General features: G+C 63.6%; 21 protein-coding genes and 1 pseudogene. 16 read left to right on the forward strand and 6 right to left on the reverse strand.

Features of this window, described 5'->3' with window-relative positions; genetic code table 11:
* From E3T27_RS05610 to E3T27_RS05635, 6 genes are all read left to right on the forward strand, one after another.
* Entirely contained in the window at window positions 1–999 is a 999-nt protein-coding gene (locus tag E3T27_RS05610; protein ID WP_166786110.1) for a mevalonate kinase family protein, read from the forward strand.
* Window positions 996–3,278: a hydroxymethylglutaryl-CoA reductase, degradative gene (locus E3T27_RS05615; protein WP_134571866.1), complete on the forward strand. Its 2,283-nt coding sequence runs from the start codon at window positions 996–998 to the stop codon at window positions 3,276–3,278. The genes E3T27_RS05610 and E3T27_RS05615 overlap by 4 nt, the downstream gene beginning before the upstream one ends.
* A 127-nt stretch (window positions 3,279–3,405) precedes the next feature.
* The gene (locus tag E3T27_RS05620) at window positions 3,406–5,058 is read left to right on the forward strand and encodes an ABC transporter substrate-binding protein (RefSeq protein WP_134571867.1); all 1,653 of its coding nucleotides are present in this window, start codon (window positions 3,406–3,408) and stop codon (window positions 5,056–5,058) included.
* Window positions 5,055–6,023, forward strand: a complete 969-nt coding sequence (locus E3T27_RS05625) for an ABC transporter permease (RefSeq protein WP_241992140.1) — start codon at window positions 5,055–5,057, stop codon at window positions 6,021–6,023. Before E3T27_RS05620 ends, E3T27_RS05625 begins: the two co-directional genes overlap by 4 nt.
* Window positions 6,020–6,880 carry an ABC transporter permease gene (locus E3T27_RS05630; RefSeq protein WP_241992141.1) on the forward strand — a complete coding sequence of 287 codons (861 nt, stop codon included), beginning with the start codon at window positions 6,020–6,022 and terminating at the stop codon, window positions 6,878–6,880. Before E3T27_RS05625 ends, E3T27_RS05630 begins: the two co-directional genes overlap by 4 nt.
* A complete protein-coding gene (locus tag E3T27_RS05635) occupies window positions 6,877–8,406 on the forward strand; it encodes a dipeptide ABC transporter ATP-binding protein (protein WP_134571868.1) in 1,530 nt (509 codons plus the stop codon). The genes E3T27_RS05630 and E3T27_RS05635 overlap by 4 nt, the downstream gene beginning before the upstream one ends.
* A 43-nt stretch (window positions 8,407–8,449) precedes the next feature.
* Here the strand turns inward: E3T27_RS05635 and E3T27_RS17305 are convergent, their stop codons facing one another.
* The 4 genes and pseudogenes from E3T27_RS17305 to E3T27_RS05650 all read right to left on the reverse strand — a co-directional run bounded on the left by E3T27_RS17305 (window position 8,450) and on the right by E3T27_RS05650 (window position 12,408).
* The gene (locus tag E3T27_RS17305) at window positions 8,450–8,551 is read right to left on the reverse strand and encodes an MFS transporter small subunit (RefSeq protein ID WP_420898041.1); all 102 of its coding nucleotides are present in this window, start codon (window positions 8,549–8,551) and stop codon (window positions 8,450–8,452) included.
* A 1-nt stretch (window position 8,552) separates the two neighbouring features.
* A pseudogene (locus tag E3T27_RS05640) lies at window positions 8,553–9,956 on the reverse strand (OFA family MFS transporter).
* A gap of 159 nt (window positions 9,957–10,115) precedes the next feature.
* Window positions 10,116–11,303: an NAD-dependent formate dehydrogenase gene (locus E3T27_RS05645; RefSeq protein WP_134571869.1), complete on the reverse strand. Its 1,188-nt coding sequence runs from the start codon at window positions 11,301–11,303 to the stop codon at window positions 10,116–10,118.
* 121 nt (window positions 11,304–11,424) lie between these two features.
* Window positions 11,425–12,408: a LysR family transcriptional regulator gene (locus E3T27_RS05650; RefSeq protein ID WP_134571870.1), complete on the reverse strand. Its 984-nt coding sequence runs from the start codon at window positions 12,406–12,408 to the stop codon at window positions 11,425–11,427.
* Between the two features lie 117 nt (window positions 12,409–12,525).
* On the opposite strand from E3T27_RS05650, the gene E3T27_RS05655 reads away from it, so the two are divergent.
* The 10 genes from E3T27_RS05655 to E3T27_RS05700 all read left to right on the forward strand — a co-directional run bounded on the left by E3T27_RS05655 (window position 12,526) and on the right by E3T27_RS05700 (window position 22,318).
* A complete protein-coding gene (locus tag E3T27_RS05655; RefSeq protein ID WP_134571871.1) occupies window positions 12,526–13,287 on the forward strand; it encodes a helix-turn-helix transcriptional regulator in 762 nt (253 codons plus the stop codon).
* A complete protein-coding gene (locus tag E3T27_RS05660; RefSeq protein ID WP_134571872.1) occupies window positions 13,284–14,663 on the forward strand; it encodes a SufS family cysteine desulfurase in 1,380 nt (459 codons plus the stop codon). The genes E3T27_RS05655 and E3T27_RS05660 overlap by 4 nt, the downstream gene beginning before the upstream one ends.
* Entirely contained in the window at window positions 14,660–14,980 is a 321-nt protein-coding gene (gene fdxA, locus E3T27_RS05665) for a ferredoxin (RefSeq protein ID WP_092341486.1), read from the forward strand. Before E3T27_RS05660 ends, fdxA begins: the two co-directional genes overlap by 4 nt.
* Before the next feature lie 50 nt (window positions 14,981–15,030).
* Window positions 15,031–16,494 carry a Fe-S cluster assembly protein SufB gene (gene sufB, locus E3T27_RS05670; RefSeq protein ID WP_134571873.1) on the forward strand — a complete coding sequence of 488 codons (1,464 nt, stop codon included), beginning with the start codon at window positions 15,031–15,033 and terminating at the stop codon, window positions 16,492–16,494.
* Window positions 16,494–17,270, forward strand: coding sequence for a Fe-S cluster assembly ATPase SufC (gene sufC / locus E3T27_RS05675; protein ID WP_134571874.1), 777 nt, complete (start codon window positions 16,494–16,496; stop codon window positions 17,268–17,270). Before sufB ends, sufC begins: the two co-directional genes overlap by 1 nt.
* Window positions 17,267–18,592 (forward strand): Fe-S cluster assembly protein SufD, encoded by a 1,326-nt coding sequence (gene sufD, locus E3T27_RS05680; protein WP_198416491.1) that lies wholly within the window; start codon window positions 17,267–17,269, stop codon window positions 18,590–18,592. The genes sufC and sufD overlap by 4 nt, the downstream gene beginning before the upstream one ends.
* Complete coding sequence (sufU, locus tag E3T27_RS05685; protein WP_105036181.1) at window positions 18,589–19,089, forward strand: Fe-S cluster assembly sulfur transfer protein SufU; 501 nt, start codon at window positions 18,589–18,591, stop codon at window positions 19,087–19,089. Before sufD ends, sufU begins: the two co-directional genes overlap by 4 nt.
* 3 nt (window positions 19,090–19,092) lie before the next feature.
* Entirely contained in the window at window positions 19,093–19,644 is a 552-nt protein-coding gene (gene sufT, locus E3T27_RS05690) for a putative Fe-S cluster assembly protein SufT (RefSeq protein ID WP_134571875.1), read from the forward strand.
* Between the two features lie 64 nt (window positions 19,645–19,708).
* Window positions 19,709–20,881 (forward strand): CAF17-like 4Fe-4S cluster assembly/insertion protein YgfZ, encoded by a 1,173-nt coding sequence (gene ygfZ, locus E3T27_RS05695; RefSeq protein WP_134571966.1) that lies wholly within the window; start codon window positions 19,709–19,711, stop codon window positions 20,879–20,881.
* A gap of 93 nt (window positions 20,882–20,974) precedes the next feature.
* Window positions 20,975–22,318 carry an MFS transporter gene (locus E3T27_RS05700; RefSeq protein ID WP_241992142.1) on the forward strand — a complete coding sequence of 448 codons (1,344 nt, stop codon included), beginning with the start codon at window positions 20,975–20,977 and terminating at the stop codon, window positions 22,316–22,318.
* 242 nt (window positions 22,319–22,560) lie between these two features.
* On the opposite strand, the gene idi is transcribed toward E3T27_RS05700, so the two are convergent.
* Both idi and E3T27_RS05710 read right to left on the reverse strand, forming a co-directional pair.
* Window positions 22,561–23,118 (reverse strand): isopentenyl-diphosphate Delta-isomerase, encoded by a 558-nt coding sequence (gene idi / locus E3T27_RS05705; protein ID WP_241992143.1) that lies wholly within the window; start codon window positions 23,116–23,118, stop codon window positions 22,561–22,563.
* 713 nt (window positions 23,119–23,831) lie between these two features.
* Window positions 23,832–24,524: a phosphocholine cytidylyltransferase family protein gene (locus E3T27_RS05710; protein ID WP_134571969.1), complete on the reverse strand. Its 693-nt coding sequence runs from the start codon at window positions 24,522–24,524 to the stop codon at window positions 23,832–23,834.
* Window positions 24,525–25,249 lie beyond the last annotated feature (725 nt).

Here is a 25,249-nt window from a genome sequence, read left to right on the forward strand (position 1 = left end):
GTGGCATCCTTTTCGTCGTCGGCACCCGGAAAATTGTTTCTGCTTGGGGAGTATGCCGTCTTGCACGGGGCGCCGGCGCTGCTGGCAGCCGTTGATCGTCGGGTGACCGTTACCGTCACACCTGCCGGGTCGTGGCGGCTGCACGCCCCCAGCGTGGGCATCCAGCATCTCGACCTCGATGAGGAAGGTCGCCTTCCCGCCACCCTCGACGCGCATACCCGTTCGACCCTGCGCCTGTTCGACGCGGTGCGTGCGGCGGTGCGGGCGGGTACAGCCGGCTCTGGCCCGTTTGAGATCAGCATGGACAGCTCGTCATTCGTGCGCGATGGCCATAAATTGGGGCTCGGATCAAGCGCCGCGGTGGCCAGCGCGCTCACTGCGGCCCTGGCAGAGGCCTCCGGGCTTCACCTCGATCGGGAGGCGCTGTTCACTCTGGCTCATTCGGCCCATCGGGCCGCGCAACACGGCACGGGCAGCGGCGGGGATGTCGCCGCGAGCGTGTACGGCGGTCTGCTCTCCTACACCGTTGAGACTCCGCCCGTGCAGATGCAGTGGCCCAGCGACCTCAGCCTTGTGGCCGTGGTTACCGGTGCTGGCTCGGCGACGACCGATCTGGTCGGTCGGGTCAACGATTTTGCCGTGCAGAATCCGGCGCAGCACGACCAGGACCTGGCGCGCCTGATCCGCCTCGCCCACTCGGCGCACTCAGCGCTCGCCGACCGCGACGGTTTTCTGCGCCTGGTCGATGACTACTTCACGGCGCTGGCCCTGCTCGACGCCCACGCCCAGGCCGGCATCGTGACCGAGCGCCACCTTGAGCTACGCGCGGTGGCCGAGCGTGCTGGCGGCGTGTTCAAGACCTCCGGCGCCGGCGGCGGCGACGTCGGGCTCGCCTTCAGCGCGAGCGGCGCGCCCGCCGAACGCCTCGAAAGTGCGCTGGCCGACGCCGGGGCGTCCGTTGTGCCGTTGGAATTCGGCGCGCCAGGGGCCCGGTCATGACCGGCTTCCGCATCGCGAAGTTCTATCAGCTGTCGGTGCAGAAACGACTGGATTTGTTACACAAACGCGGCATGTTGAACGATGCCGACTATGCCATGTTGCAGCCGGGTACCGGGCTGCTCGACGCCGAAACCGCTGACCGACTGACCGAAAACGTGATCGGCGTGTTTTCCCTGCCAATGGGGCTCGGGCTCAATTTTCAGATCAACGGTCGCGACTACCTGATTCCCATGGTGGTGGAGGAACCGTCCATCGTGGCGGCGGTCAGTTCCACCGCACTTCTGGTGCGCCAAAACGGCGGTTTTACCAGCACGGCCGATGAGCCGCTACTAATCGGCCAGGTGCAGGTCGTTGACGTCGCCGACCCGGCGTTGGCGCGTCTAGCTCTGCTCGCGCAGACGGAACAAATTCTGCGGCTCGCCAACAGCGGCCACGCGAAGATGGTCGCCCGCGGCGGTGGCGCGCGCGGTGTCGAGGTGTATTTGCGGGGAGCGACGGCGCAGAACGGTGAGCTGCTGGTCGTGCACCTGCTGGTCGACACCCGCGATGCGATGGGGGCGAATCTCGTCAACTCAATGTGCGAGAGCATTGCGCCCCTGGTCGAGCAAATCAGCACGGGGCGGGTGTTCCTGCGCATTCTCTCGAACCTGACTGATCGTGCCCTCGTGCGTGCTCGCGCGGTCATCCCGCAGGCAGCGCTGGCCACCGGGGAGTATTCCGGTGACCGCGTTCGTGACGGTATCATTCTGGCTGCCGAATTCGCCGAGCTGGATCCCTACCGGGCTACCACCCACAACAAAGGCATCATGAACGGCATCGACGCCGTCGCGATCGCGACCGGCAACGACTGGCGAGCCATCGAAGCGGCCGCCCACGCCTATGCCGCTCGCGGTGAGCACTACGCGCCGTTGTCGACCTGGCGGGCGAACTCGGCTGGTGACCTGGTCGGCGAGCTGACGATGCCGCTCAAGGTGGGCACGGTCGGCGGGCAGGTGGAATCAAACCCGGCCGTGCGAATCGCCCACAGCATCCTGAGAATCGGGTCGGCGCGCGAACTGGCCGAGGTCATGGCGGCGGCGGGGCTGGCCCAAAACCTGGCCGCGCTCAAAGCGCTCTCCACCACGGGAATCCAACACGGGCACATGCGCTTGCACGCCCGGGCGGTCGCGGTGGCCGCCGGCACCAGCCCGGCGCGCTTCGATGAGGTTGTGGAGCAGCTCGTCGTCGGCGGCGAGATCAAGGTGTGGAAGGCGCGGCAAATTCTGGCAGACCTTGAAGCCCCGCCGCTGGCCGCCAGCGCCCCCGCCGCCGTAGTCACAGCCATGCCCCCCACGCGTGCACCGCAGGGTGCGGGCGGGCACGTCGGTTACGGCAAGATCATCCTGCTCGGGGAACACTCCGTGGTGTACGGTCGGCGGGCCATCGCGGCGCCCATCGGCCTCACGGTGCGCGCCGAGGTCGGGCGCGGTACGCCTGGGCAGGCGCCGATCATCACCGACTGGGACGCGGATGGTTCGGTGCAGGAACCGATCAGCGCCGACGTCTCACACCGGGTCGCCACGTTGATCGCCGCACGTCTGGGTTTGCCGCAATCCGGCGTGCGGGTCGACGTGTTTTCTGAGCTGCCGCGAGCGAGCGGTTTAGGGGCGTCGGCCGCGTTCGCCGTCGCTCTCATCCGGGCGACCGCCGAGTGCTTCTCCATTCGGCTCAGCGACGAGCAAGTGTCGAGTCTGGCATTTGAGTGCGAAAAGATCGTGCACGGCACACCGTCCGGCATCGACAACACCGTTGCCACGTTCGGCCGGCCGATTCTTTTTAAAAAAACGGATGCTCCGAGTGGTCACGAAATCCGCGACATTGTCACACCGAATCCGATCCCGATCGTGATCGGTCTCACCGGTATGCACGCCCTGACCTCGCACACCGTGGCCGCCGTGCGCGCGGCGTGGCAGCAGCGCCCCGCGCGCTACGATGCGATCTTCGATCAGATCGACTCCCTGGTCGGGGAGGGGGCCGACGCCCTGCGCCGGGGCGACACTGTCGAACTGGGCGAGCTGATGAACATCAACCAGGGCCTGCTCAATGCCCTGCAAGTCTCGAGTCCCGAGCTCGAGCAGATGGTCGCCATCGCTCGCCGGGCCGGTGCCCTCGGTGCCAAGCTGACCGGCGGAGGCGGAGGCGGCGCGATGATCGCCGTGGCTGGGTCCGCTGGCGCCGAACCGATCCGTGCCGCCTTGCGCGGGGCCGGTTACACCACCTACCTGACCGAGATTCGGTAGATAGTTGGTGACGGTCATTTGCTCTCGCTGTTAAATTAGGACATGCTTACGTCATGTTAATAGCCCACTGCTAGGCGGAGTCAACATGCGTCACCGTTCGACCAGTATCTGAGAAGAGACCCCACCTATGCGCACTCGCGCACATTCAACATCCCGGCTTCGCGCCGCCGCCGCAGTCATTGCCGCCATCGCTCTGGTTTCCGGATGCGCTGCCACCTTCCCGAATGCCCCCGCCAACGCGAACACGCTGACCTACGCCATCAACGGCGGCACGCTCAGCGGCGGCAAGATGGACATCCACTCGTCGGCGTTCCAGGCCACCGCCCTCGTGATGCGCAACTCCTTCGACTCCCTCGTCTATGAGAAAGCCGACGGCTCGTTCGTGCCATGGCTCGCCACGTCCTGGCAGATCTCGGACGACGGCCTGCACTACACGTTCGATCTGCGGGGCGATGTCACGTTCCACGACGGCGAACCCTTCAACGCCGAGGCCGTTAAGGCTAATTTCGAGCACATCGTCGCCCCAGAGACGGCGTCAGCGGATGCTGCCAGTCTGATCGGGTACGCCGAAACCGGCGGCTTCTACGCTGGCACCGAGGTCATCGACGAATTCACCGTCCGGGTGAACTTCAGCCAGCCATACGCGCCATTCCTGCAGGCGGTGAGCACCGCCAAGCTTGGCTTCTACTCGCCGGCCACTCTGCGGGACAACGCGGCGCAGCTTTCGGCCGGTGGACCGGGCATTTCGGTGGGAACCGGACCTTACGTGCTGAGCGAATATACGCCAGACCAGAGCATCGTCTTCACCGCAAATGAAAACTACGACTGGGCGCCGGAGGGCAGCTCCCATCAGGGCGCGCCCGCCATCGACACGCTCGAGTTCCGCATCCTTCCCGAATCCTCGGTGCGCACGGGCGCCCTCACGAGCGGCCAGGCGCAGATCGCCAGCGACATCACTCCGAACACAGTCAGCCAGATCGGCGACGACTTCTCCATCCAGAACGTGACGATGCCTGGCCTGCCGTACACCCTGTTCCTGAACGAGGCGCACGGCGTCTTCGCCGACGAGAACGTGCGCCGTGCTTTCGCGCTCGGGGTCGACATCGGTCCGGCCGTCGAGACCATCTACCAGGGACAAGCGGAGCGTGCCTGGAGCATCCTCTCCCCGGCCACGCCCAACTCCTACGACCCGAGCCTCGAAGACAGCTGGGCGTTCGACCCAGACCAGGCCAATGCGCTGCTTGATGCGTCCGGCTGGACCGAGCGCGACTCCGAGGGCTACCGCACCAAAGGTGGAGCCCGACTGAGCGCCCAGTGGCTCGCCTACACCCCGGTCTCCGACGCCAACGCAAGCCTCGGCGACGTGGTGCAGTCTGACCTGCGCGACATCGGGTTCGAAATCGTGCGCGACAACCGCGAGATCGCCCAATACTACGAGGCCTTCGACGCACGCGACTATGACCTGTCCGACTGGAGTTTCCCCAGCGTCGACGCCGACGTCCTGCGAGCCCACCTGCACAGCGGCGGCTATAAGAACGGCTCGTCTACGGCCGACCCGGTCGCCGACCAGCTGCTCGACGACGCCATCGCCACGAGCGATCCGACCGAACGCGAAGCGCTCTACCAGCAGCTGCAGCAGTGGAACGCGACCCATGTGGTCATGGTGCCGATCACGGTACCCACCGCCATCACCGCCTACAGCAAGACCATCGAGAACCTGAGCTTCGATCTGTACGGGCAGCCGCTCTTCTACGAGGCGTCCCTCACGACCGCGCCGTGACCGCGCACCGCGAGGGCCGTGCGCGTCGATCCGGCCGACCGGGCGCTCGCCTGGCCGGCCGGATCGGCGGCATGATCCTCGTGGTGTGGGGCGCCGCCACCGTGGGCTTCTTCTCGCTGCGGTTGATCCCCGGCGACCCGGTGAACGTGCTCGTGGGGCTCGGCAACGTGTCGCAGCGAGTGCGCGACCAGATCCGAGCAGACTGGGGCCTCGTCGACCCGCTTCTCCTGCAGTATTTCCACTACCTCGGCCGCCTGCTGCAGGGTGACTTCGGCACGTCGTATCGCATGCAGCAACCCGTCGCCGCGGTGATCGGCCAGCAACTCGCGCCGACGATGCAACTGATGGGCCTCGCCATCTCGTTCGCCGTGCTGCTCGCGTTCGGGTCGGCGCTGCTCGGCCGCGGCAGGCGCACCGGCCCGGTGGCTGGCTTGCTCGAGCTCGTGGCGGTGTCCTCGCCCACGTTTTGGATCGGCCTGGTGCTGATTGGTGTTTTCGGCTTTGGACTGGGTTGGTTCCCCGTGGTCGCCACCGCCGGGTTCGGCGCGCTCGTGCTGCCCGCCGTGACCCTCGCCATTCCAGTGGCCGGCATTCTCAGCCAGGTGTTGCGCCAGGGCCTCGACGACGCGGCCGCTCTGCCCTTCGTCGAGACTGTGCGCGCCCGTGGAGCGGGCCAGACCCGCCTCGTGCTGCGGCATACCCTGCGCCACGCCGCAGCGAGCAGCGTCACCCTCACGGGTTACATCGTCGGTTCCTTGCTCGGCGGTTCGGTGCTGGTAGAGACCGTCTTCGCCCGTCCCGGACTCGGACGCGTGGCCCTGAACGCCATCGTCAATCGGGATGTGCCTGTGGTGCTGGGCATTATTGTGCTCGCCGCAGTGTCGTTCTCGTTGGTCAACCTGCTGGTCGACGTCGTGGCCGACCGTCTCGACCCGCGCCTGGCGACCGAGCAGGCCTACGCGTGAGCATTCTCGCCGCCGCGCGCTCCCGAACCGCCCGCACCCGACGCGTGACCCGGATGCCCACACCGGCCCTCTGGGTGGCCGCCGGCTTCCTACTGCTCCTCTTGCTGTCCGCATTGTTTCCTCGGTTGTTCACCGGGGCTGATCCCTTGCGCACGGACATCGGCGTTGCTCTGCTGGCGCCCGGCCCTGGGCATCCGTTTGGAACCGACCAGGCCGGCCGCGACGTGTTCGCACGTGTCATCTATGGCTCGCGCTACTCGCTCGCGATCGGCTTCGGGGCTACCCTGATTGCCCTCCTGGCGGGCCTGGTGATCGGCTCTCTGGCCGGGCTGATGCGCCGGGTCGGCGACGGTGTATTGAGCCGGGCGATCGAGATCGTGATGGCGTTTCCGGAGTTTCTGCTAGCGCTGATTGTGATAGCGATCATCGGGCCGGGGGAGGCGAGTCTGCTGATCGCGGTCGCCATCGCGGTGATTCCGTCGTATGCCCGCGTTGCCCGGGTACAGACCCTGGTGGTGAAGCGGGCCGGCTACGTGGAGGCCGCCCGCACACTCGGGGTATCGCCGGCGGTCACCGTGCTGCGGCACGTGGTGCCGAACACGCTCGGGCCGTTGCTCGTGATGGCCACAATGGGAATCGGCACGGCCATCACGGCCGCCGCCGGCCTCAGTTTTCTCGGCCTCGGACCGAAGCCGCCCACACCGGAGTGGGGGCTCATTCTCTCCGAGGGACGCAACTTTCTCGCTACAGCCTGGTGGATCGCTGTGTTCCCTGGACTCGTGATCACCGCGACCGTGGTCTCGACGAGCGTTCTCGGACGGCATCTGCAAGCCAGCGCGGCGGGGCGGCAACGATGAGCGTCGTGAGTGTGCGCAACCTGCGCGTCGTCGTGCCGGGCGGGGCCGCCGTGGTCGATGGGGTGTCGTTTCGCATCGAGGCTGGGCAGTGCCTCGGCATCATGGGGGAGTCCGGTGCCGGTAAGACCCTGACCGCGCGTAGCCTGATCGGGCTCGCCGGCACCGGGGTCACCGCCGACGAACTGACGGTGGCCGGCGTCGACGCCCGAGCCCTCTCCCCTCAAGGATGGCGGGGCCTCCGCGGGGCGCGGGTCGGGCTCGTGAGCCAGGACGCTCTGGTCTCTCTCGACCCGCTGCGCCGAGTGGGCGCCGAGGTGGCCGAACCGCTCGAGGTGCACGAACCGCAGCTCGGCCGTGTCGACCGTTCTCGCCGCGTGCTGCAGCTGCTCCGGCAGGTTGCCATGCCCGATCCGGCCCGGCGCGCCCGGCAGTACCCGCACGAGCTCTCCGGCGGGCTGCGCCAGCGCGCGCTTATCGCCGCGGCACTGGCGGCATCGCCGTCGCTGCTGATCGCCGACGAACCCACGACAGCTCTCGACGCGACGGTGCAGGCGCAGGTCGTGCAACTGCTGCGTGAGCTGAAGGCATCTGGCCTCGCCCTGTTGCTGATCAGCCATGACCTGTCGATCATCTGCCAGCTGGCCGACCAGGTGGCGGTCATGAAGGACGGCCGATTCGTGGAAGTGCAGGCCGCGGACGCGCTGTTTGCCGCGCCGCAGCATCCGTATACTCGTCAGTTGCTGGCCGCTGCCGCGCTGGGCACGGCCACGGCACCGAAGCCGGGCCCCGTGGTGATCGCCGCACACGACCTCGCCAAGGCATACGGAACGCTGACGGCCGTCGACGGGGTCTCGTTCGAACTGCGAGCCGGCCACACCGTGGGCATCGTGGGCGAGTCAGGCTCGGGAAAGAGCACCGTGGCACGGATACTGCTGGGCACGCAGCCGCCCGACCACGGTTCGGTGCTGCTGCACGGCGAGCCCTGGAGCGGCCTGCCGGAATCCCAGCGCCGGGCCCGGCGGGGACGTCTCCAGATCATTCACCAGGACTCGCTGAGCGCCTTCGACCCGCGGGCGACGGTGCTGCAGATTCTGTCGGAGGCTATCGCTCTCGACGGGATTTCGCGCCGGTGGCGCACGGCTCGGGCGGTGGAATTGCTCGCGCAGGTGGCGCTGGCGACCGGGCTGCTTGGCCGGCGCGCGCACGAACTCTCCGGCGGGCAGCGGCAGCGCGTGGCGATCGCCAGGGCGCTCGCCCGGCGGCCGAGCATCCTGGTGTGCGACGAGCCGGTCTCGGCGCTCGACGCGCAGGTTCAATCCCAGGTGCTCGCGCTGCTGGCCTCTCTCCAGGAATTCACCGGACTCGCCATGGTGTTCATCTCGCACGACCTCGCCGTGGTTCGGGCACTGAGCCACGAGATCCTCGTGATGAAGGAGGGCGTTGTTGTGGAGCAGGGGCCGGCGGTCGATCTCTTTGCGGCGCCGCAGCATCCGTTCACCCGCGAGTTGCTCGCCGCCCACCGGTAAAACCGGCGTTTCTGCGGTGGAATACTCGGTCGGCCCGGTGGCGCTAGCCAAAGAGCGCCGCAACTTTGGTGAGGGCTTGGTAAACGCCGTAGAGCAGCGGAATCGCGACGATGATCCAGCCGAGCGCAAGTCGTGCCTGCTTCATGTCAGGCCTCCTGAACGAGTTCGTGAACCGGTGTTCGATGCGCGTCGGATTCGTGGAATTTGGGATCGACGGGCCGCACCAGCAGGTTGGCGATAAAGCCGACGACCAACAACCCCACCATGGTCAACAGTCCCGGTCGATAGGCGGCGGCAGTGAGCTCGCCTGGCGTGCCCTGGGTGTCCAGGAAGGAATTGACGATCAGCGGGCCCGCGATAGCGGCCGCAGACCAGGCTGTCAGAAGGTGTCCGTGGATGGCACCGACCTGGAACGTGCCGAACAAATCGCGCAGATACGCGGGGGCTGCCGAGAACCCACCACCGTAGAAAGAAATGATGATCAACCCCAGAACGACATACAGTGCCGTCGTACTGGAGCCCAGCAGCGCCAGCAGCACATACAGTGCGGTCCCGATTCCCAGATAGACCACGTAGATGTTCTTGCGTCCGGTTAAATCCGATGCTGCCGACCAGACGAACCGGCCACCCATTTTGGCGATGGAAAGCAGGCCAACGAAACCGCTGGCAACGGCGGCCGATACGAGGGACACTCCATCGTTCTGGCGGAAGAAGTCCTGGATCATCGGTGCGGCCCGTTCCAAAATCCCAATCCCGGCCGTGACGTTGCAGAAGAGCACAATCCAGACCAGCCAGAACTGCCTGGACTTGATCGCGTTCGACGCCGACACCTGATGGGTGGTGACCAATGCCTTCCTTGTGAGCACGGAGGGGTCGAACCCCGCAGGTTTCCAGGTAGCAGCCGGTACCTTGATCGTGAAGGCGCCGAACATCATGTAGGCCAGGTAAATGACGGCGAGACTGAGGAAAAGCTTGCCCACGGCGTCACCGCTGGCGACCCAGCCGACGGCACTGGAAGTGGGATCGTACCAGGCGAGTAAGGCCGTGGAGACCGGGCTGGCGATGAGGGCGCCACCGCCGAATCCCATGATGGCCATGCCCGTGGCGAGGCCCGGCCGATCAGGGAACTATTTTACCAGCGTCGAAACGGGAGAAATGTAACCGACACCGAGGCCAATCCCCCCGATAAAGCCGTAACCGAGGTACACGAGCCACAGTCGGTGGCTGAAAATGCCCACAGATCCGATCATGAACCCGCCAGACCAGAAGAATGCCGCCACGAACATTGCCTTGCGCGGACCGTTCGTGTCGACCCAGGTGCCCATGAAGGCGGCCGACAGTCCGAGCATAACTATGGCGATGGAGAAAATCACGCCGATTTGGGTTCAGGCTGGCGTCAAAATGCTCCACTGAAGCGGTCTTGTATACGCTGGATGCATACACCTAGCCAATGCACAGGTGCTCAGGTGCACAGCGGGGGCCGCTGGCGGGATCAACCACCGGTTGAATCCAGGACGAGCAATGGTACGTTCTCGATCGAGCCAGCTCATTGATAACTTCCTTGTTATAGTTGCGACGTTGGGGCAGCCGGGGCTGCCTGGTCCGGCTGGGTGACGTGGCGCGGCGTGATGTTGCGGACGTAAGAAGGCCGCCAGCGACAGGGCAGTCACCGCGGCCTTCCCCAGGACTACATCGGTGCTCTCGCTGTCTTACTTACCGCCACTGCCGGGGCTCGACTCACCGCCGGCCGTGTAGGAGGCAGCACCAACGCCAGCAAGTTGACCGCCGTCGACGATGAGATATTCCTCCCGAATAGGTCGATCGGCGAACCAGTCTTCGAGAATCTCCCGGGTACCTGCGGCGTAGCGAGCCTGAGCGGACAGAGTCGACCCGGACACGTGGGGGGTCATGCCGTTGTGCGGCATCGTGCGCCAGGGGTGGTCGGCCGCTGGCGGCTGCGGATACCAGACGTCGCCGGCATATCCAGCGAGTTGCCCGGACTCCAACGCGCGAACGATCGCGTCACGGTCGGTGATCTCGGCTCGGGCCGTGTTCACGATGTAGGAGCCTCGTTTCATTGACGAGATCAGGGCATCGTCGAAGAGGTGATACGTCTCCGGATGCAGCGGTGCATGGATCGATACAACGTCGACGGCCCTCACGAGCGAGGCCGCATCCGGGTGGAAGGTCAGCCCAAGTTCGCGCTCGATTTCGGGGGACAGCCTGTTCTTGTCGGTGTAGTGCAGGCGAACATCAAAGGGTGCGAGTCGGCGCAGAACGGCACGACCGATGCGGCCGGCGGCGATGACACCGACGTTCATGCCTTCGAGGTCATAGGCGCGCTCGACGCTGTCGGCTATGTTCCAGCCACCATTGACGACCCATTCGTGCGAGGGAAGGTAGTTGCGAACGAGAGCGAGGACTTGCATGACAGCGTGCTCGGCGACACTGATGCTGTTGCTATAGGTCTCTTCGACCACGGTGATACCGTGGCTGATTGCTGCGTCGAGATCAACGTGATCCGAACCGATGCCGGCCGTGATCGCGAGCTTCAATTTTGGCGCCTTCGCGATCCTTTCTGCGGTCAAATAGGCGGGCCAGAATGGTTGGGAAATCACGATGTCAGCGCTCGCGAGCTCGCGTTCGAATACCGAATTCGGACCGTCCTTGTCCGAGGTGACCACCAATTCGTGTCCGGCAGCTTCCAGGAACCTGCGCAGACCGAGTTCGCCGGAAACCGATCCCAGGAGTGCACCCGGGGTGAAGTCGATGACGGAAGGGCTCGGCAGTGTCTGACCATCTGGGTAGCTATCAAGTACAGGGATGCTGTCGCGTGCGTACTTCGGGGGGTACCCGGTGACGGAATCTGGGTAGAGGACGAGAAGAATCTTGGCCATGTGGCCTCTTTCTGTGACGCCGGTTTGGCAGGTGCCCGCCCGGCTGATGCGCTGTACCCAGTGTCTGACTCACTTTGCTGGCCTGTCCAAGACCAGAAATCGACCGGCCGATAACTGGCGGCTATCGAAGCGTCGGCGCCGTCGGCGCGGTCGTAGCGGAAAAGCCAGCTGAAAGCTCTTGGTTGAAGAGCTCGCCTAGCCTCTGGTCGAACAATTCGCCGAGCGAGAGTTTCGCGGCGACTGCCGCGAAGGCACGGGCAATAACCGAACCGGGCGAGGCCGCACTGATCGCCACGACAACGCGAGCCGTTGCGACGGGATCGACCAGCGGTACGATCCGTGTCCGCGCCGGAGGGGTGATGGTTTGCACCCAGGTGTGCGGGACAATGCTGGCCCACCGGCCTGTCCTCATATGGGCGTGGAGGGACGCGATCGAGTCCGTCTCTACCTGAGGCACCAGCTGCACATGGTTCCGTTCGAACGCTGCGTCGATCACTTGTCTGCTGCGCATTTTCGTCGTAAGCACGGCAAGTGGTAATCGGGATGCCTGCACCCACGACATGGAGGTGGAAATGTCCGGTATGAGCATTTCAGAGGCAATCAGCACGTAGCGCTCCTCGTAGAGGGGCACGACATCGAGCCCCGGGTCGTCGCTAGCGTCAACGTACGTCACGCCAGCATCCAACTCGAAGTCATGCAATCGGCGTGCGATTTCGGTCGACGACAGGCCCGACTTGATCTGTACCTTGACCAGCGGATGCGCGGCACAGAACGCCGCAACCGGTAGCGCGACCGTTGTCGATGCGCTGGGCACGACGCCAAGACGCAGTACACCGGTCACGCCGGATTTGAGAGCGTGAACCTCCGCCTTGAGCGCGTCACGCTCCGCCACAATCCGTTTGGCCCACATCACCAACAGTTCGCCCTCCGGGGTCAACCCCTCAAAAGCATGACCACGGTTGATCAGTGAGACATTGAGCTCCTGCTCCAGCTTGCTGATTCCCGCGGAAAGGGCGGGCTGGGAAACGTGACAGGCCGCAGAGGCGTGCGCGAAGTGTCGTTCCCGTGCGACAGCGACAAAATATTCCAGTTGGCGAAAAAGCACGCGTTCTCCTTTGATTCGAGGGTAATGACCCAACCGCCTGCTCGACTCTAGTTGCTGCCAGACCGTGGACCGGCGCGTTGACTTGCCAGCCGAGCTGAATTAGGACATGCTTATGTCATGTTAATAGCTCACCGTCGTGGAACCGCTGGCACAGACGGGTCGAACCCTGGAGCGAATGGTCTGGAGGAACGCACCTGGGACCGCGTGCGGCAGATGCTCGCCGAGGATGGCCCACTGACCGCAGCCGATCTGGCCGCGCGCTTGGGACTGACGCCCGCCGCCGTTCGCCGCCACCTCGACCAGCTCGCCGAGGAAGGGGCCGTCGAAGAACACGTGCCCGCTACGTCAGGTGGCCGCGGCCGGCCGGCCCGCGCCTATGTCCTCTCCGCGTCCGGTCATGCCGGTCTGGGGGCTGACTACGCCGATGTGGCGACCTCGGCGTTACGCTTTCTCGCCGAACGCGCCGGAGCGGATGCCGTTGGCGAGTTCGCCCGTGAACGCAGCGCACAACTCGAGCGAGGCTACGCCGCACAACTGCCCTCGACCGACGGAGATGTCCGTGCCCGTGCAGAGGCGCTGGCGTCGGTACTGAGCGATGAAGGTTTTGCGGCGACGATCCGGCCGGTCGGAGCTGACCTGCCAGCGAATGGTGTGCAGCTGTGTCAGGGGCACTGCCCCGTTCTGCATGTCGCGGCCGAGTTTCCGGAGTTCTGCGAGGCTGAGACCGAGGCATTCTCCCGGCTGCTCGGAGTTCCGGTTCAACGACGCACGACTCTGGCTGGGGGCGCACACAGCTGCGCGACGTTCATCCCCCTTGACGCTCTGGCCACGACTACCAGCTCCGACACGAACAATTGTAACGACGGGACAAATGCATGAGTACCAGTGCAGGACTAATCACGGGAGTGCATCCGATCACCCGCCCCGAGGCCACCAATTCTGACGTCGGCGCGAACGCGGCATTCAGCATCGAGGAGTCGGCCGCCATCCGTAGCGATTTCCCGATTCTCTCGCGTCTCGTGCGTGGCGGAAAACCATTGGTGTACCTCGACTCCGGGGCCACGTCACACAAACCGCACCAGGTACTCGATGCCGAACGCACCTTCTATGAGCAACACAACTCCGCGGTTCACCGTGGTGCTCATCAGCTGGCCGAGGAAGCCACCGAAGCATTTGAATCGGCGCGCGCGACCGTTGCACGGTTCATCGGCGCACAAACTAACGAGGTGGTGTTCACCAAGAACGCTACCGAAGCCCTGAATCTCGTGGCGTATTCGTTCAGCAACGCGGCCGCTGCCGGGGCCATGGACGGCGTCGAAGCGGATGTCGCGGCGCGCTTCAAGCTCGGCGTGGGCGACGAGATCGTGATCACCGAGATGGAGCATCATGCCAATCTCATTCCCTGGCAGGAACTTGCCCGGCGCAGCGGCGCTACCCTGCGGTGGATCGGTGTCACCGATGACGGTCGCTTAAACCTGAACGATCTGGAGACGGTCATCAGCGACCGTACCAAGGTGGTCGCCTTCACGCACGTGTCCAACGTTTTGGGTACCATCAATCCGGTTTCGGCCATTGTGGCTCGGGCCCGGAAGGTCGGGGCTCTGACCGTGCTCGACGCCAGCCAGTCGGTGCCGCACCTGGGGATCGACGTCGTCGATCTCGACGTCGATTTTCTGGCCTTCAGTGGCCACAAGATGTTCGGCCCCCTCGGGGTCGGCGTGCTCTGGGGCCGCTCTGGCCTCCTGGAAGCCATGCCCCCCTTTCTCACCGGAGGCTCGATGATCCACACCGTGCACATGGAGGGCTCAACCTACGCCGCACCGCCGCAACGTTTTGAGGCGGGTGTCCCGGTGGCCGCGCAGGCCGTCGGCCTGGCTGCGGCCTGTGATTACCTGACCCGGTTGGGGATGCCGCGGGTGAGCGCCCATGAGCAGGCCCTCACCGAAGTCCTGCTGGCCGGCCTGGCCCAACGCCCCTGGATCCGTGTCATCGGACCGGCCGATGGTGCGGACCGTACCGGTGTGGTGTCTTTCGTGGTCGACGGCGTGCACGCGCACGACGTTGGCCAAATCCTCGACGATGCCGGAGTCGCGGTGCGAGTCGGCCACCACTGCGCCTGGCCATTGCACCAGCGTCTGGACGTGGCCGCGACCACGCGAGTGACCTTCGCGGCCTACAACACGGCGGCCGAGATCACCGTGTTGCTCAACGCTCTCGACCAGGTCCCCGCGGTGTTCGGGGTGGAGGCACTGTGACCTACGTCATCGCCTTGCCCTGCGTGGACGTCAAGGACAGGGCCTGTATTGATGAATGCCCCGTCGATTGCATTTATGAGGGTGACCGGGCGCTCTACATCCACCCCGATGAGTGCATCGACTGCGGAGCCTGTGAACCAGTCTGCCCGGTCGAGGCGATCTTCTACGAAGATGACGTGCCGGAGCAGTGGGCCGACTATTACAAGGCCAACGTTGAGTTCTTCGACGACATCGGCTCCCCGGGTGGAGCGGCCAAGGTCGGCCCATACGCCAAGGATCACCCGCTGATCGCGGCACTTCCCTCACAGCGTCGCTGACCGAAACGATCGGGCTGCTCGCAGCCAACAACAACTGACATGGAGACGAAATGAGTGCACCCACAACCTCGACTGGTATCTCTGACGAGGTCCGCGAATTAGCGAACCAAGAATATCAGTATGGATTTGTGACCGATCTCGAAACTGACGTCGCACCCCGCGGGCTGAACGAAGACATCATCCGACTGATTTCGAGCAAGAAAAATGAGCCGGATTGGCTGTTGGAATGGCGGCTCCGTGCCTACCGGCACTGGACCACGCTCACGGCACCGACCTGGCAGCACGTCACCTATGGGCCGGTCGACTACCAGGACATCATTTACTACGCCGCTCCCAAGCCGAAAAAACGCGTGGAGAGCATGGACGAGGTCGACCCGGAGCTGCGGGAGATGTTTGACAAGCTCGGCATTTCGCTCGGTGAGCAGGAGCGTCTCAGTGGCGTGGCGGTCGACGCGATCGTCGATTCGGTCTCGGTTGCGACGACGTTCAAAGACAAGTTGGCCGAGGTTGGAGTGATCTTCTGCTCCTTCTCGGAAGCCGTTCAGGAGCATCCGGATCTGGTGCGTCAGTACCTCGGCTCCGTGGTTCCGTACAACGACAACTTCTTCGCCTGCCTGAACGCGGCGGTGTTCACCGACGGTTCGTTCTGTTACATCCCCAAGGGCGTGCGCTGCCCGATGGAGCTGTCCACCTACTTCCGCATCAACGCCGCCGACACCGGCCAGTTCGAGCGAACCCTGATCATTGCCGAAGAGGGCGCTTATGTCAGCTACCTCGAGGGCTGCACGGCGCCTGTTCGTGATACGAACCAGCTGCACGCCGCCGTGGTTGAGCTGGTGGCACTGGACGATGCCCAGATCAAGTACTCGACGGTGCAGAACTGGTATCCCGGAGATGCCGACGGCAAGGGCGGCGTGTACAACTTCGTCACCAAACGGGGCATGGCTTCCGGCCGCAACGCAAAGATTTCCTGGACCCAGGTGGAAACCGGCTCCTCGATCACCTGGAAGTACCCCGGCGTGGTTCTTAAGGGTGACAACTCGGTCGGCGAGTTCTACTCGGTGGCATTGACGGCCAGACGTCAGCAAGCGGATACCGGCAGCAAGATGGTGCACATCGGCAAGAACACCAAGAGCACCATCATCTCGAAGGCTATTTCAGCCGGTCACGGGCAGAACACCTACCGCGGTCTGGTGAACATGCGACATTCGGCCGTCGGAGCCCGCAACTTCACCCAGTGCGATTCGCTGTTGATCGGCAAGGACAGCGGTGCACACACGCTTCCGTACATCGAGGTGAAGAACCAGACCGGGCAGGTTGAGCACGAGGCATCGACCTCCAAAATCGGCGAGGAACAACTCCTGTACTGCCGGCAGAGGGGTATCCCGGAAGAAGAGGCGGTGTCGATGATTGTGAACGGTTTCTGCCGTGAAGTCTTCAAGATGCTGCCCATGGAATTCGCTGTTGAGGCGCAAAAACTGTTAACCGTAAGCCTGGAAGGAAGCGTTGGCTAATGCTGAAAATCGAAGAACTGCACGCCAGTATCGAGGACAAAGAAATATTGCGAGGGGTGAACCTGCAACTGAAGCCGGGTGAGGTGCACGCGATCATGGGCCCGAACGGTTCGGGGAAAAGCACCTTGGCCAGTGTATTGATCGGCCGCGAGGGGTACCAGGTCTCTGGCAGCGTCGCGTATGAAGGTCAGGACCTGCTGACCTTGTCACCGGAAGAGCGCGCTGCCGCCGGTGTATTCCTGGCCTTCCAACATCCGGTCGAGATTCCCGGCGTCGGAAACATGTACTTCATGCGCACCGCCTTGAACTCCCTGCGCCGCCAGCGTGGAGAAGAAGAACTGGATCCGGTGGACTTTCTGGCGCTGGCTCAGGAGAAGATGAAGCTTGTTGAGATGGACCCGACCTTCATGAATCGCTCGGTCAACGAAGGATTCTCCGGCGGTGAAAAGAAACGCAACGAGATCCTGCAAATGGCGATCCTGGAACCCAAACTCGCGATTCTGGATGAGACCGACTCCGGTTTAGACATCGACGCTCTGAGGGTGGTCGCCAGCGGGGTGAACGCCCTCCGGAGCGAAGGCCGCAGCATGCTCGTCATCACGCACCACCAGCGCCTTCTTGACTACATCGTGCCCGACCAGGTGCACGTGATGACCGCCGGCCGGATCGTGCGTTCCGGGGACAAGGACCTGGCCGTCGAGCTCGAAGCGCACGGCTACACCGGTACGCAGGAAGCTGACGCAGATCGATTGAGCACGGCCGGGATATTGCGATGACCGTTCTGAGCGCGGCCAGCGGAGTGCTCGCTGGCTTCGAACCTCGGCTCGGCGCGCGTGATCCCGCCTGGCTCGCCGAGGCGCGGGTAGCCGCCCTCCAGTGGGTGGGTGAGCACGGCTTCCCGACCCACAAGGATGAGGACTGGAAATACACCGGGTTGGCCCCGATCCTCGCCGTACCGTTCGATGCCGCCACCGTGGCATCCGGCAGCCGGGTGACGGCAGAAATGATCGACGAGGCAGCGGTCGATCTCGGTGGTCCACGGTTGGTCTTCGTCAACGGCCATTTCTCGTCCGAATTCTCGCGAGTGACCGGGGTGCCGGCCGGTGCAGTCGTCACGACCCTGGCCGCGGTGCTGGCAGCCGGGCCTGACCGCCTCGAACCCTTTTTCGCGCATGCACCGGGAGTGCGTCACGCCTTCGCAGCATTCAATGACGCTCTGGCTGAGGATGGCGCATTCATTCATTTTCCCAGTGGCACCACCGTGGACGAGCCGATTCAGCTGGTCTACTTCTCCGACACCGGTGGAGTCCCGCTGATATCCAGTCCACGTTCGGTGATAATCGCCGATTCGCACTCTCGTGCCACGATCGTCGAGACCTACGCCGGGGTCGATTCCGACGTGTATTGCACCAACGCCGTCACCGAACTCCTCCTCGCCGAAGACGCCCACATTGAGCACTACAAGGTGCAAAACGAGCCGACGAGTGCTTTCCATGTGGCGCTGCTGTCCGTGCGGCAAGGGCGGGGCAGCCGATTCTCTTCCCGTTCCATCATGCTCGGCGCCAGCATCGCCCGGCACGAGGTGCGAGTTCAACTGGATGGCGTCGGCGCCGAGGTCAGCCTCGACGGCGTCTACCTGCCCCAGGGCGACCAACTCCACGACAACACGATCTTCGTCGATCACGCCGCGACAGACTGCACCAGCCACCAGCTGTATAAGGGAGTGTTGGACGGCCGGGCACACGGTGTGTTCAACGGCCACATTATGGTTCGTCATGGCGCTGACGGTACCGATGCGAACCAGAAGAACAAGAACTTACTGCTCTCCGACCGCGCCGAAGTCGACACCAGGCCCCGGCTGGAAATCTATACCGATGATGTGAAGTGCACGCACGGTGCTGCGGTGGGCCAAATGGATGAGGAGGCTCTGCTCTACCTTCAGACGCGTGCCATCCCGCTGGAAGCGGCCAGGGGCCTGCTCATCTACGCGTTTGTACACGAAATGGTGGACCGGATCGAGTTGGATCCACTGCGCGCCCAGTTGGAACGCGTGGTCGCCACCCGGTTCGGGAGTGACGCCACTGTGGTCGCTCCATGACGGCCGGCCCAGGGATCGCTTCGGTCAGTGCGGGAATCGCGGGTCTATACCAGGAAATGATCATCGACCATGGCCGCCGGCCACGGAATTTTCGTACAATCGACCGTGCGACGTGCTCGATCGAGGCCGTTAACCCGCTATGCGGCGATCAGTTGACTCTCGCCATTCAACTCACCGACGGTGTCATCACCGACGTTGCCTTCACGGGGAGCGGATGCACCATTTCCCAGGCATCCGCTTCGCTGATGACCATGGCCGTCAAGGGTCTGGCAGAGGAGGAAGCCCTGACGCTGTTCGCTCGCGTGCACACCATGCTCACCAGCGAATCCGAGGGGGAAGCGGCATTGGCCGAGGTGGGCAAGCTCGCGGTGCTCTCTGGCGTATGGGAGTACCCGACCCGGGTCAAGTGCGCCTCCCTGGCTTGGCAGGCGTTGCGCAATGCGCTGGAAGGTGACGACCGCGCGGACGGCAGCCGTGTCGTCGGAACGGAGAAGTAGCCGATGGACTCAGGCCAATACAAGATCGTCGAACTCGAACACAGCTGCCAGGCGACGGTGATTCCGGGCGGGCAGCCGATGCTGCTTCAGGCCGGCGAGCAGGTTGTCATAACGCAAACCCTCGGTGCGAGCGTCACCGTCCAAACCGCAATGGGCTACCTCGTTCGGATCAGTGCCGAAGACTCGGCCGCGCTCGGTCTGAGCCGACCGGTCGCCGAAACCGTGAACATGAATGACGGGCCGTTTGACCTGGACCAGGTGCTCGATGCGCTCAAGAACGTGTTCGACCCGGAAATTCCGATCAATGTTGTCGATCTGGGTCTGATCTATCTGTGCCAGGCGGAGCCGCTGCCCGATGGCACCCACCGGATCGAAGTCAACATGTCAATGACCGCTCCGGGCTGCGGCATGGGCGATGTGCTCAAAGAGGATGCCCGCACCGCAATTCAGGCGGTTCCGGGCGTCGGCGAGATCGATATCGAACTGGTCTGGGACCCACCGTGGGGCCAGGACAGGATGTCGGAAGCCGCTCGGCTCCAACTCGGAATGTACTAAACAGGCACGACAATATCGGGCAGTTGATGGCGCCCAATGGAGACAGATGAATTCAACGCAGGGAATGCTCGCTCCGCAGATCTCCGTCGGGAACGCGCCGGTCGTGTTCAACGAATTTCTGAACCGGCCCGGCGCGGTCGGTGCCGATCAGGCGGTCGATTCCGGAGTGGCCGCCCACTATGGGGACCCGTTCGCCGAGCAGCGCGCACTGGCTGCAGGAACCGCGATCGTGGACCTCTCACACCGGGCCGTGATTACCATCAGCGGTCCAGATCGCCTCAGCTGGATAAATTCATTGACCAGCCAGAGTGTCGCCGGTTTGGCGCCGGGCGAATCCTCGGAGACCCTTCTACTCAATATGACCGGGCGGATCGACTATGCGGTGCGCCTGTTTGATGACGGAACCGATCTGTGGCTGCTGCTGGAGCGAAACGAAGTAGCAGGGCTGCTCACATGGTTGGGCAGCATGAAATTCGCGCTGCGGGTAGAACTGATGGATCGTTCCATCGAATTCGCGACCATCGGCACCCTCGGCCAGCCGACGCTTCCGGTGACGGCCCCTCATGGGCTTCCCGTCGTCTGGCGGGACCGGTGGATGAGCGTTGGCCCGGGTGGATTTCAGTACGCGAAGGCGACCAGGCATCCGGCGGCGGGCTGGACCTACAGCGAGGTATTGGTGCCGCGAAGCGCCCTGGCGGGGATCGTCGCCTCCGATATTCCTGTCGCTGGACTGGACGCCCTCGAGGCCTTGCGCATAGCAGCCTGGCGGCCGCATTTTTCCTCGGAGGTTGATGAAAAGACGATTCCCCATGAACTTGATTGGTTGCGCACAGCCGTGCACCTGAACAAGGGCGGTTATCGCGGCCAGCAGACGGTGGCCAAGGTGCACAACATCGGTCATCCCCCGCGCCGGCTCGTGATGCTCTACCCGGAAGGTGCGCACAGTATTGATAAACACAGTGTGCGGCCCTCGCGCGGCGATGAAGTTGTGGCACCGAACAAAGACGGTGCGGACCAGATCGTCGGGCGGGTGACTTCGGTCGCCCGGCATTTCGAATTAGGTACGGTCGCGCTCGCGGTCATCAAACGCGGCACCGATCCAACGGCCGAACTTCTGGTGCGAACGGCCGGCTGCGATATTCCGGCCAGGCAAGTCGTCATCGTCCCGCCGGACGCGGGCGCCGCAGCTACAGTAACCGTTTCTCGGCTGCCGCGCCGGGGCTCGGTGCCACGGTAATCACGCGCGTAAAATATTGGTTGATTGTTCTGGTCCAAGTGAAGTGGAAACCGTGTGGCCGAAGTTCCCGCAAATGTCAATCGAGCAGTGCCCGTGAACGTCCCGGCACGATTGACGCGTACCGCCCGATTGGATGCCCTGCCGTTTACGCGGGAACATCGACGTCTTCTGGTCGGCTCCGGCTTGGGCTGGGCGTTGGATGCCATGGATGTAGGGCTCATCTCCTTCGTGCTGGCCCAATTAGCGGTGCAATGGAACACGACCGGCATGGAATTATCCTGGATCGCGTCCGCCGGTTTCGTCGGCATGGCAGTGGGCGCCGTTCTCGGTGGACTATTGGCCGACCGCATCGGACGCCGCCAGGTATTTGCGCTAACCCTCCTCGTTTACGGCGTGGCGACGGGAGCATCCGCTCTTTCCGGATCGGTGGCCGTGCTGATCGCCTGGCGATTTCTCGTGGGGCTCGGCCTGGGAGCCGAGCTTCCGGTCGCCTCGACCCTCGTTAGCGAGTTCGCGCCGCCACGGATTCGCGGTCGCATCATCGTGCTGCTGGAATCGTTCTGGGCGATTGGCTGGACCATAGCGGCCGTGATCGGATTTCTCGTCGTGCCGTCATCAGAGAACGGATGGCGCTGGGCCTTGGCTGTCGGTGCGGCCCCGGCACTCTACGCCGTGTTCGTGCGCCTGCGACTTCCGGAGTCGGTTCGTTTTCTCGAGTCGCGTGGGCGGTTTGTAAAGGCAGAGTCGACCGTTTGCCGATTCGAACTCTCAGCCAAAGTAACGGTTCCACCCCCAGAATCGGACCCGGCCGTTCAGGGCGGAGTCAAACGAAAAGATTCCACAGGGAGCTTCGCCGCGCTGTGGTCGCCGAGCCTGCGTGGCCGCACGGCCGCCCTGTGGTTGGTCTGGTTCTGCGTTAACTTCTCCTATTACGGTGCTTTCATCTGGTTGCCTACCGTGCTGGTCGCCTCCGGCTTCTCGCTGGTGCGTTCCTTCGCGTATACGTTGATCATCACCGTGGCGCAGCTTCCGGGCTATGCCGCATCGGCGTATCTGATCGAACGGTGGGGCCGACGTAGCACCCTCGCCGTGTTCCTGATCGGCTCCGCCAGTTCGGCTGCCCTGTTTGGCATCGCAACGGATACCAGCCAAGTGATCGCAGCGGGCATGTTGCTCTCGTTCTTCAACCTTGGAGCGTGGGGAGCGCTTTACGCGGTGACACCGGAGGTTTATCCCACTCGCATTCGGGCCACTGGCGCGGGGTGGGCGGCCGGCAGTGGCCGAATTGCGGCTATCCTTGCACCACTGGCCGTGCCCCTACTGCGCGAGGCCGGCGGGACGGGGCTGCTTTTCGCAGTTTTCGCGGGGTTCTTCGTGGTTGCCGCGCTCGGCACCTTCGGACTCCCTGAGAAACGAGGCCAGGCTCTGGCAGAATGATGGGCGGCGTAGCCGCGAACTGCTGTTGACACCGGTTAGAGTCGGGCGCGCCCGACTCGCGCAAAACAGTGGGCGGCCAAGCCGATGCCGATGGTCACCAAAATGATCTCGAGCTAGAGCGCGCAGCGGCGCACTGACCACAACATTGCGGGCAACTCCGGATGCCGATGCAGCGTTCACAGGGCCAATTTCGTCCCGGGCTGACGCTCGCGGGTGAAACAACCGAGTTCGATCGGGCCGAACTAGTCGTGCGGGAAGAGCAGGGGAAGTTGCAGGGTCAGCCAGGGGCTGAACGCCCAGGGGGTGGTGCGCACCGCCATCACAAGGTCGTCGCGAGGCACCCACCGCCATTCCATGACCTCGTCGGCACGGGGCTCAACCGTCGAGTACGTGACTGCCGTGAAAACCGGGCATATTTCGTTTTCCACGATTCCCGACGCGTCGACTGCACGGTACCGAAAATCGGGCAAGACCAGGGTGAGTTCGGTCAGCCCGATGCCGAGTTCATGGCTCGCCCGGCGCAGGGCAGCATCCGCCAGGGTTTCACCGGGTGCCGGGTGACCGCAGAAGGAGTTTGTCCACACGCCGGGCCAGGCCTTTTTTATCAGCGCCCGTCTGGTGACCAAAATGCGCCCGTGCTCATCGAAGACATGGCAGGAAAAAGCAAGGTGCAGGGGAGTATCGAGGTCATGCACGAGCGCTTTGTCGGCCGTACCGATGGGCGTTCCGTCCTCGGCGACCAACACCACGGTCTCGACCTCTAGAGTGTCGCGGTCGTCGGTCAAGCTATCCTTCGCCACGTCGGTCCATCCTCTGAAAGTCTCCTAGTCCAAATCTACGCCAGCGGCGCGCTCACATTTTTGTTCGATCGTTCTATCGACCCACTTCGACACCTTCATTCTCTACCTTGCGTGGAGCGAATCCGGCATCCGCCGGGCAAGCCGAAAGCAAAGACAGACCCTTCGCGGGGCCGACAGCCAAGTTGAGGGTCATGCCCCGAACGGCTGTTTCCGGTATCAACGTCAAGCTGTTTTGAGTCACTTGGTTTGATTTCTGGCGATTTTCTCGGGCAAATTGATCCCGATGACGCGAGCTCGCGCGGGTGTTTTCGGTTGTGTGCGGAATCATTCCGGGTTCTTCTGGTGGTGGGCGTGTGGGGTGAGCTCACGCTTGAGGTCGGCCTTTCGCCACGCGGTCTCGAACATGTCCACCGCTAGATGGTCGCTCTCGCTCGACCCGGAAGCCGACGATCTTGCGAGACCAGATGTCGAAGATCGAGTGGGCCTTGAATGCTTCCCTCGCCACGGAGTGCGCAGATCGGTAATGTCCCACGATTTATGCCGACGTCGGCACACCACGACCGCACGTGCATGGGTCCCGTCGCGATCAGCACCGGCTTCACTCGGGGCGTCTTGTACCCGCGACGTGTGGGCACGAAGGCAACGGTTAAACCTTTCCAGAACGACAAAACCCCCACGCCGAAGCGTGAGGGTTTTGTCGTGTGGTGTGTCGGTTAGACGAACAGGTTGGCGCGCTCAAGGTCTTCGGCGAAGTCCACCTCGACGGCGTAGAAATCGGAGATGTTCACCGGCTCCACCAGCATGCGGTTCTGCTCGATGGCCAGCTCGATGCCGCGTTCGAAGTAATCCTGGTCGGCCACCTTGCTTAGCTGGCGGATGAGGGTGGCCTTGTCGGCGCTCGACACGTAGTTGATGCCGACGGCTTCGCCGAGGCCGCCCTTGACGGTCTTGGAGAGTTCCTTGATGTAGCCTTCGGCACTCGTGGTGTACTTGACCTCTTCATCGGACACTTTGTCGGTGTTGACGGTGACGAAAGACTGGTCGCGGGCCATCATGGCGGCAGCGCGGTCGAGGATGGCCGGGTCGAAGACCACATCGCCGTTCATCCAGAGCACGCCGCCGGACTTTGAAGCCTGCAGCGCTCGCAGCAGACTCTTTGAGGTGTTGGTCTGGTCGTACTCCTCGTTGTAGACGAAAGATGCCTGCGGGAACGCTTCGATGATGTGCTCGAGCTTGTATCCAACGACGATCGTGACCTGGGCAGCGTTGCCGAAGGCATGGTCGATGTTGTCGAACTGCTGCTGCATGATCGTGCGGCCGTCGCTCAGTTCGGTGAGGGGCTTAGGCAATGAGCGCCCGAGACGGCTGCCCATGCCGGCCGCCAGAATAACCACCTGCGTCTTTATTCCGTGCGTCTTCTCCGACTGCGTCGTCACGATTATCTCCTCAAGAATGGTTGGGGTGACGCCGCAAAACCCGCTCTCGTTGCGAAGAGTTTGCTTAGGATTCACCCACATGTTCACGTAAAGACACACCGTTATGTCAGTCTCACCCTAACCTGTCGTCTCAGGATGAGGAAAGAATTGGCTCAGCACGTGTCCATTTCGTGATCCGGCACGGAGCCTACTCACAGGTAGAAACGGCCGCTGCCATCCTTGCCGCGCCCTCATGTCGGTGCTCCTTGGTAGATTGGCGGAGTGACTTTTGTGCCGCCCCACCCTGAACGAGACGACGAGCCTGTCGTGGACCATTCCGCCGACTCGACGGAACCGCTCGCCGCGGAGTCGACAGGCAGCAAGTCGACAGGCAGCAAGGCGGCGGCCAGCAAGCCGGCAGAGCCGGCAGTGCGTAAGCCAGCAGTGCGTAAGCCAGCAGTGCGTAAGCCAGCAGTGCGTAAGCCAGCAGTGCGTAAGCCAGCGGCGGTCAAGTCGGCTGACACTCCGGCAGTTGCGGACGAAGGCGCAGGTAAGCCAACTGTGGTAGAGCCGGCAGTGCGTAAGCCAGCAGTGCGCAAGCCAGCAGTGCGTAAGCCAGCGGCAGTCGAGTCGGCTGACACTCCGGCAGCTGCGGACGAGGGCGTAGGAAAGCCAGCCGTGCGTAAACCAGCTGTGCGTAAGCCAGCCACGGGTAT

It is taken from the genome of Cryobacterium lyxosi, assembly GCF_004403345.1.
Classification (GTDB): domain Bacteria; phylum Actinomycetota; class Actinomycetes; order Actinomycetales; family Microbacteriaceae; genus Cryobacterium; species Cryobacterium lyxosi.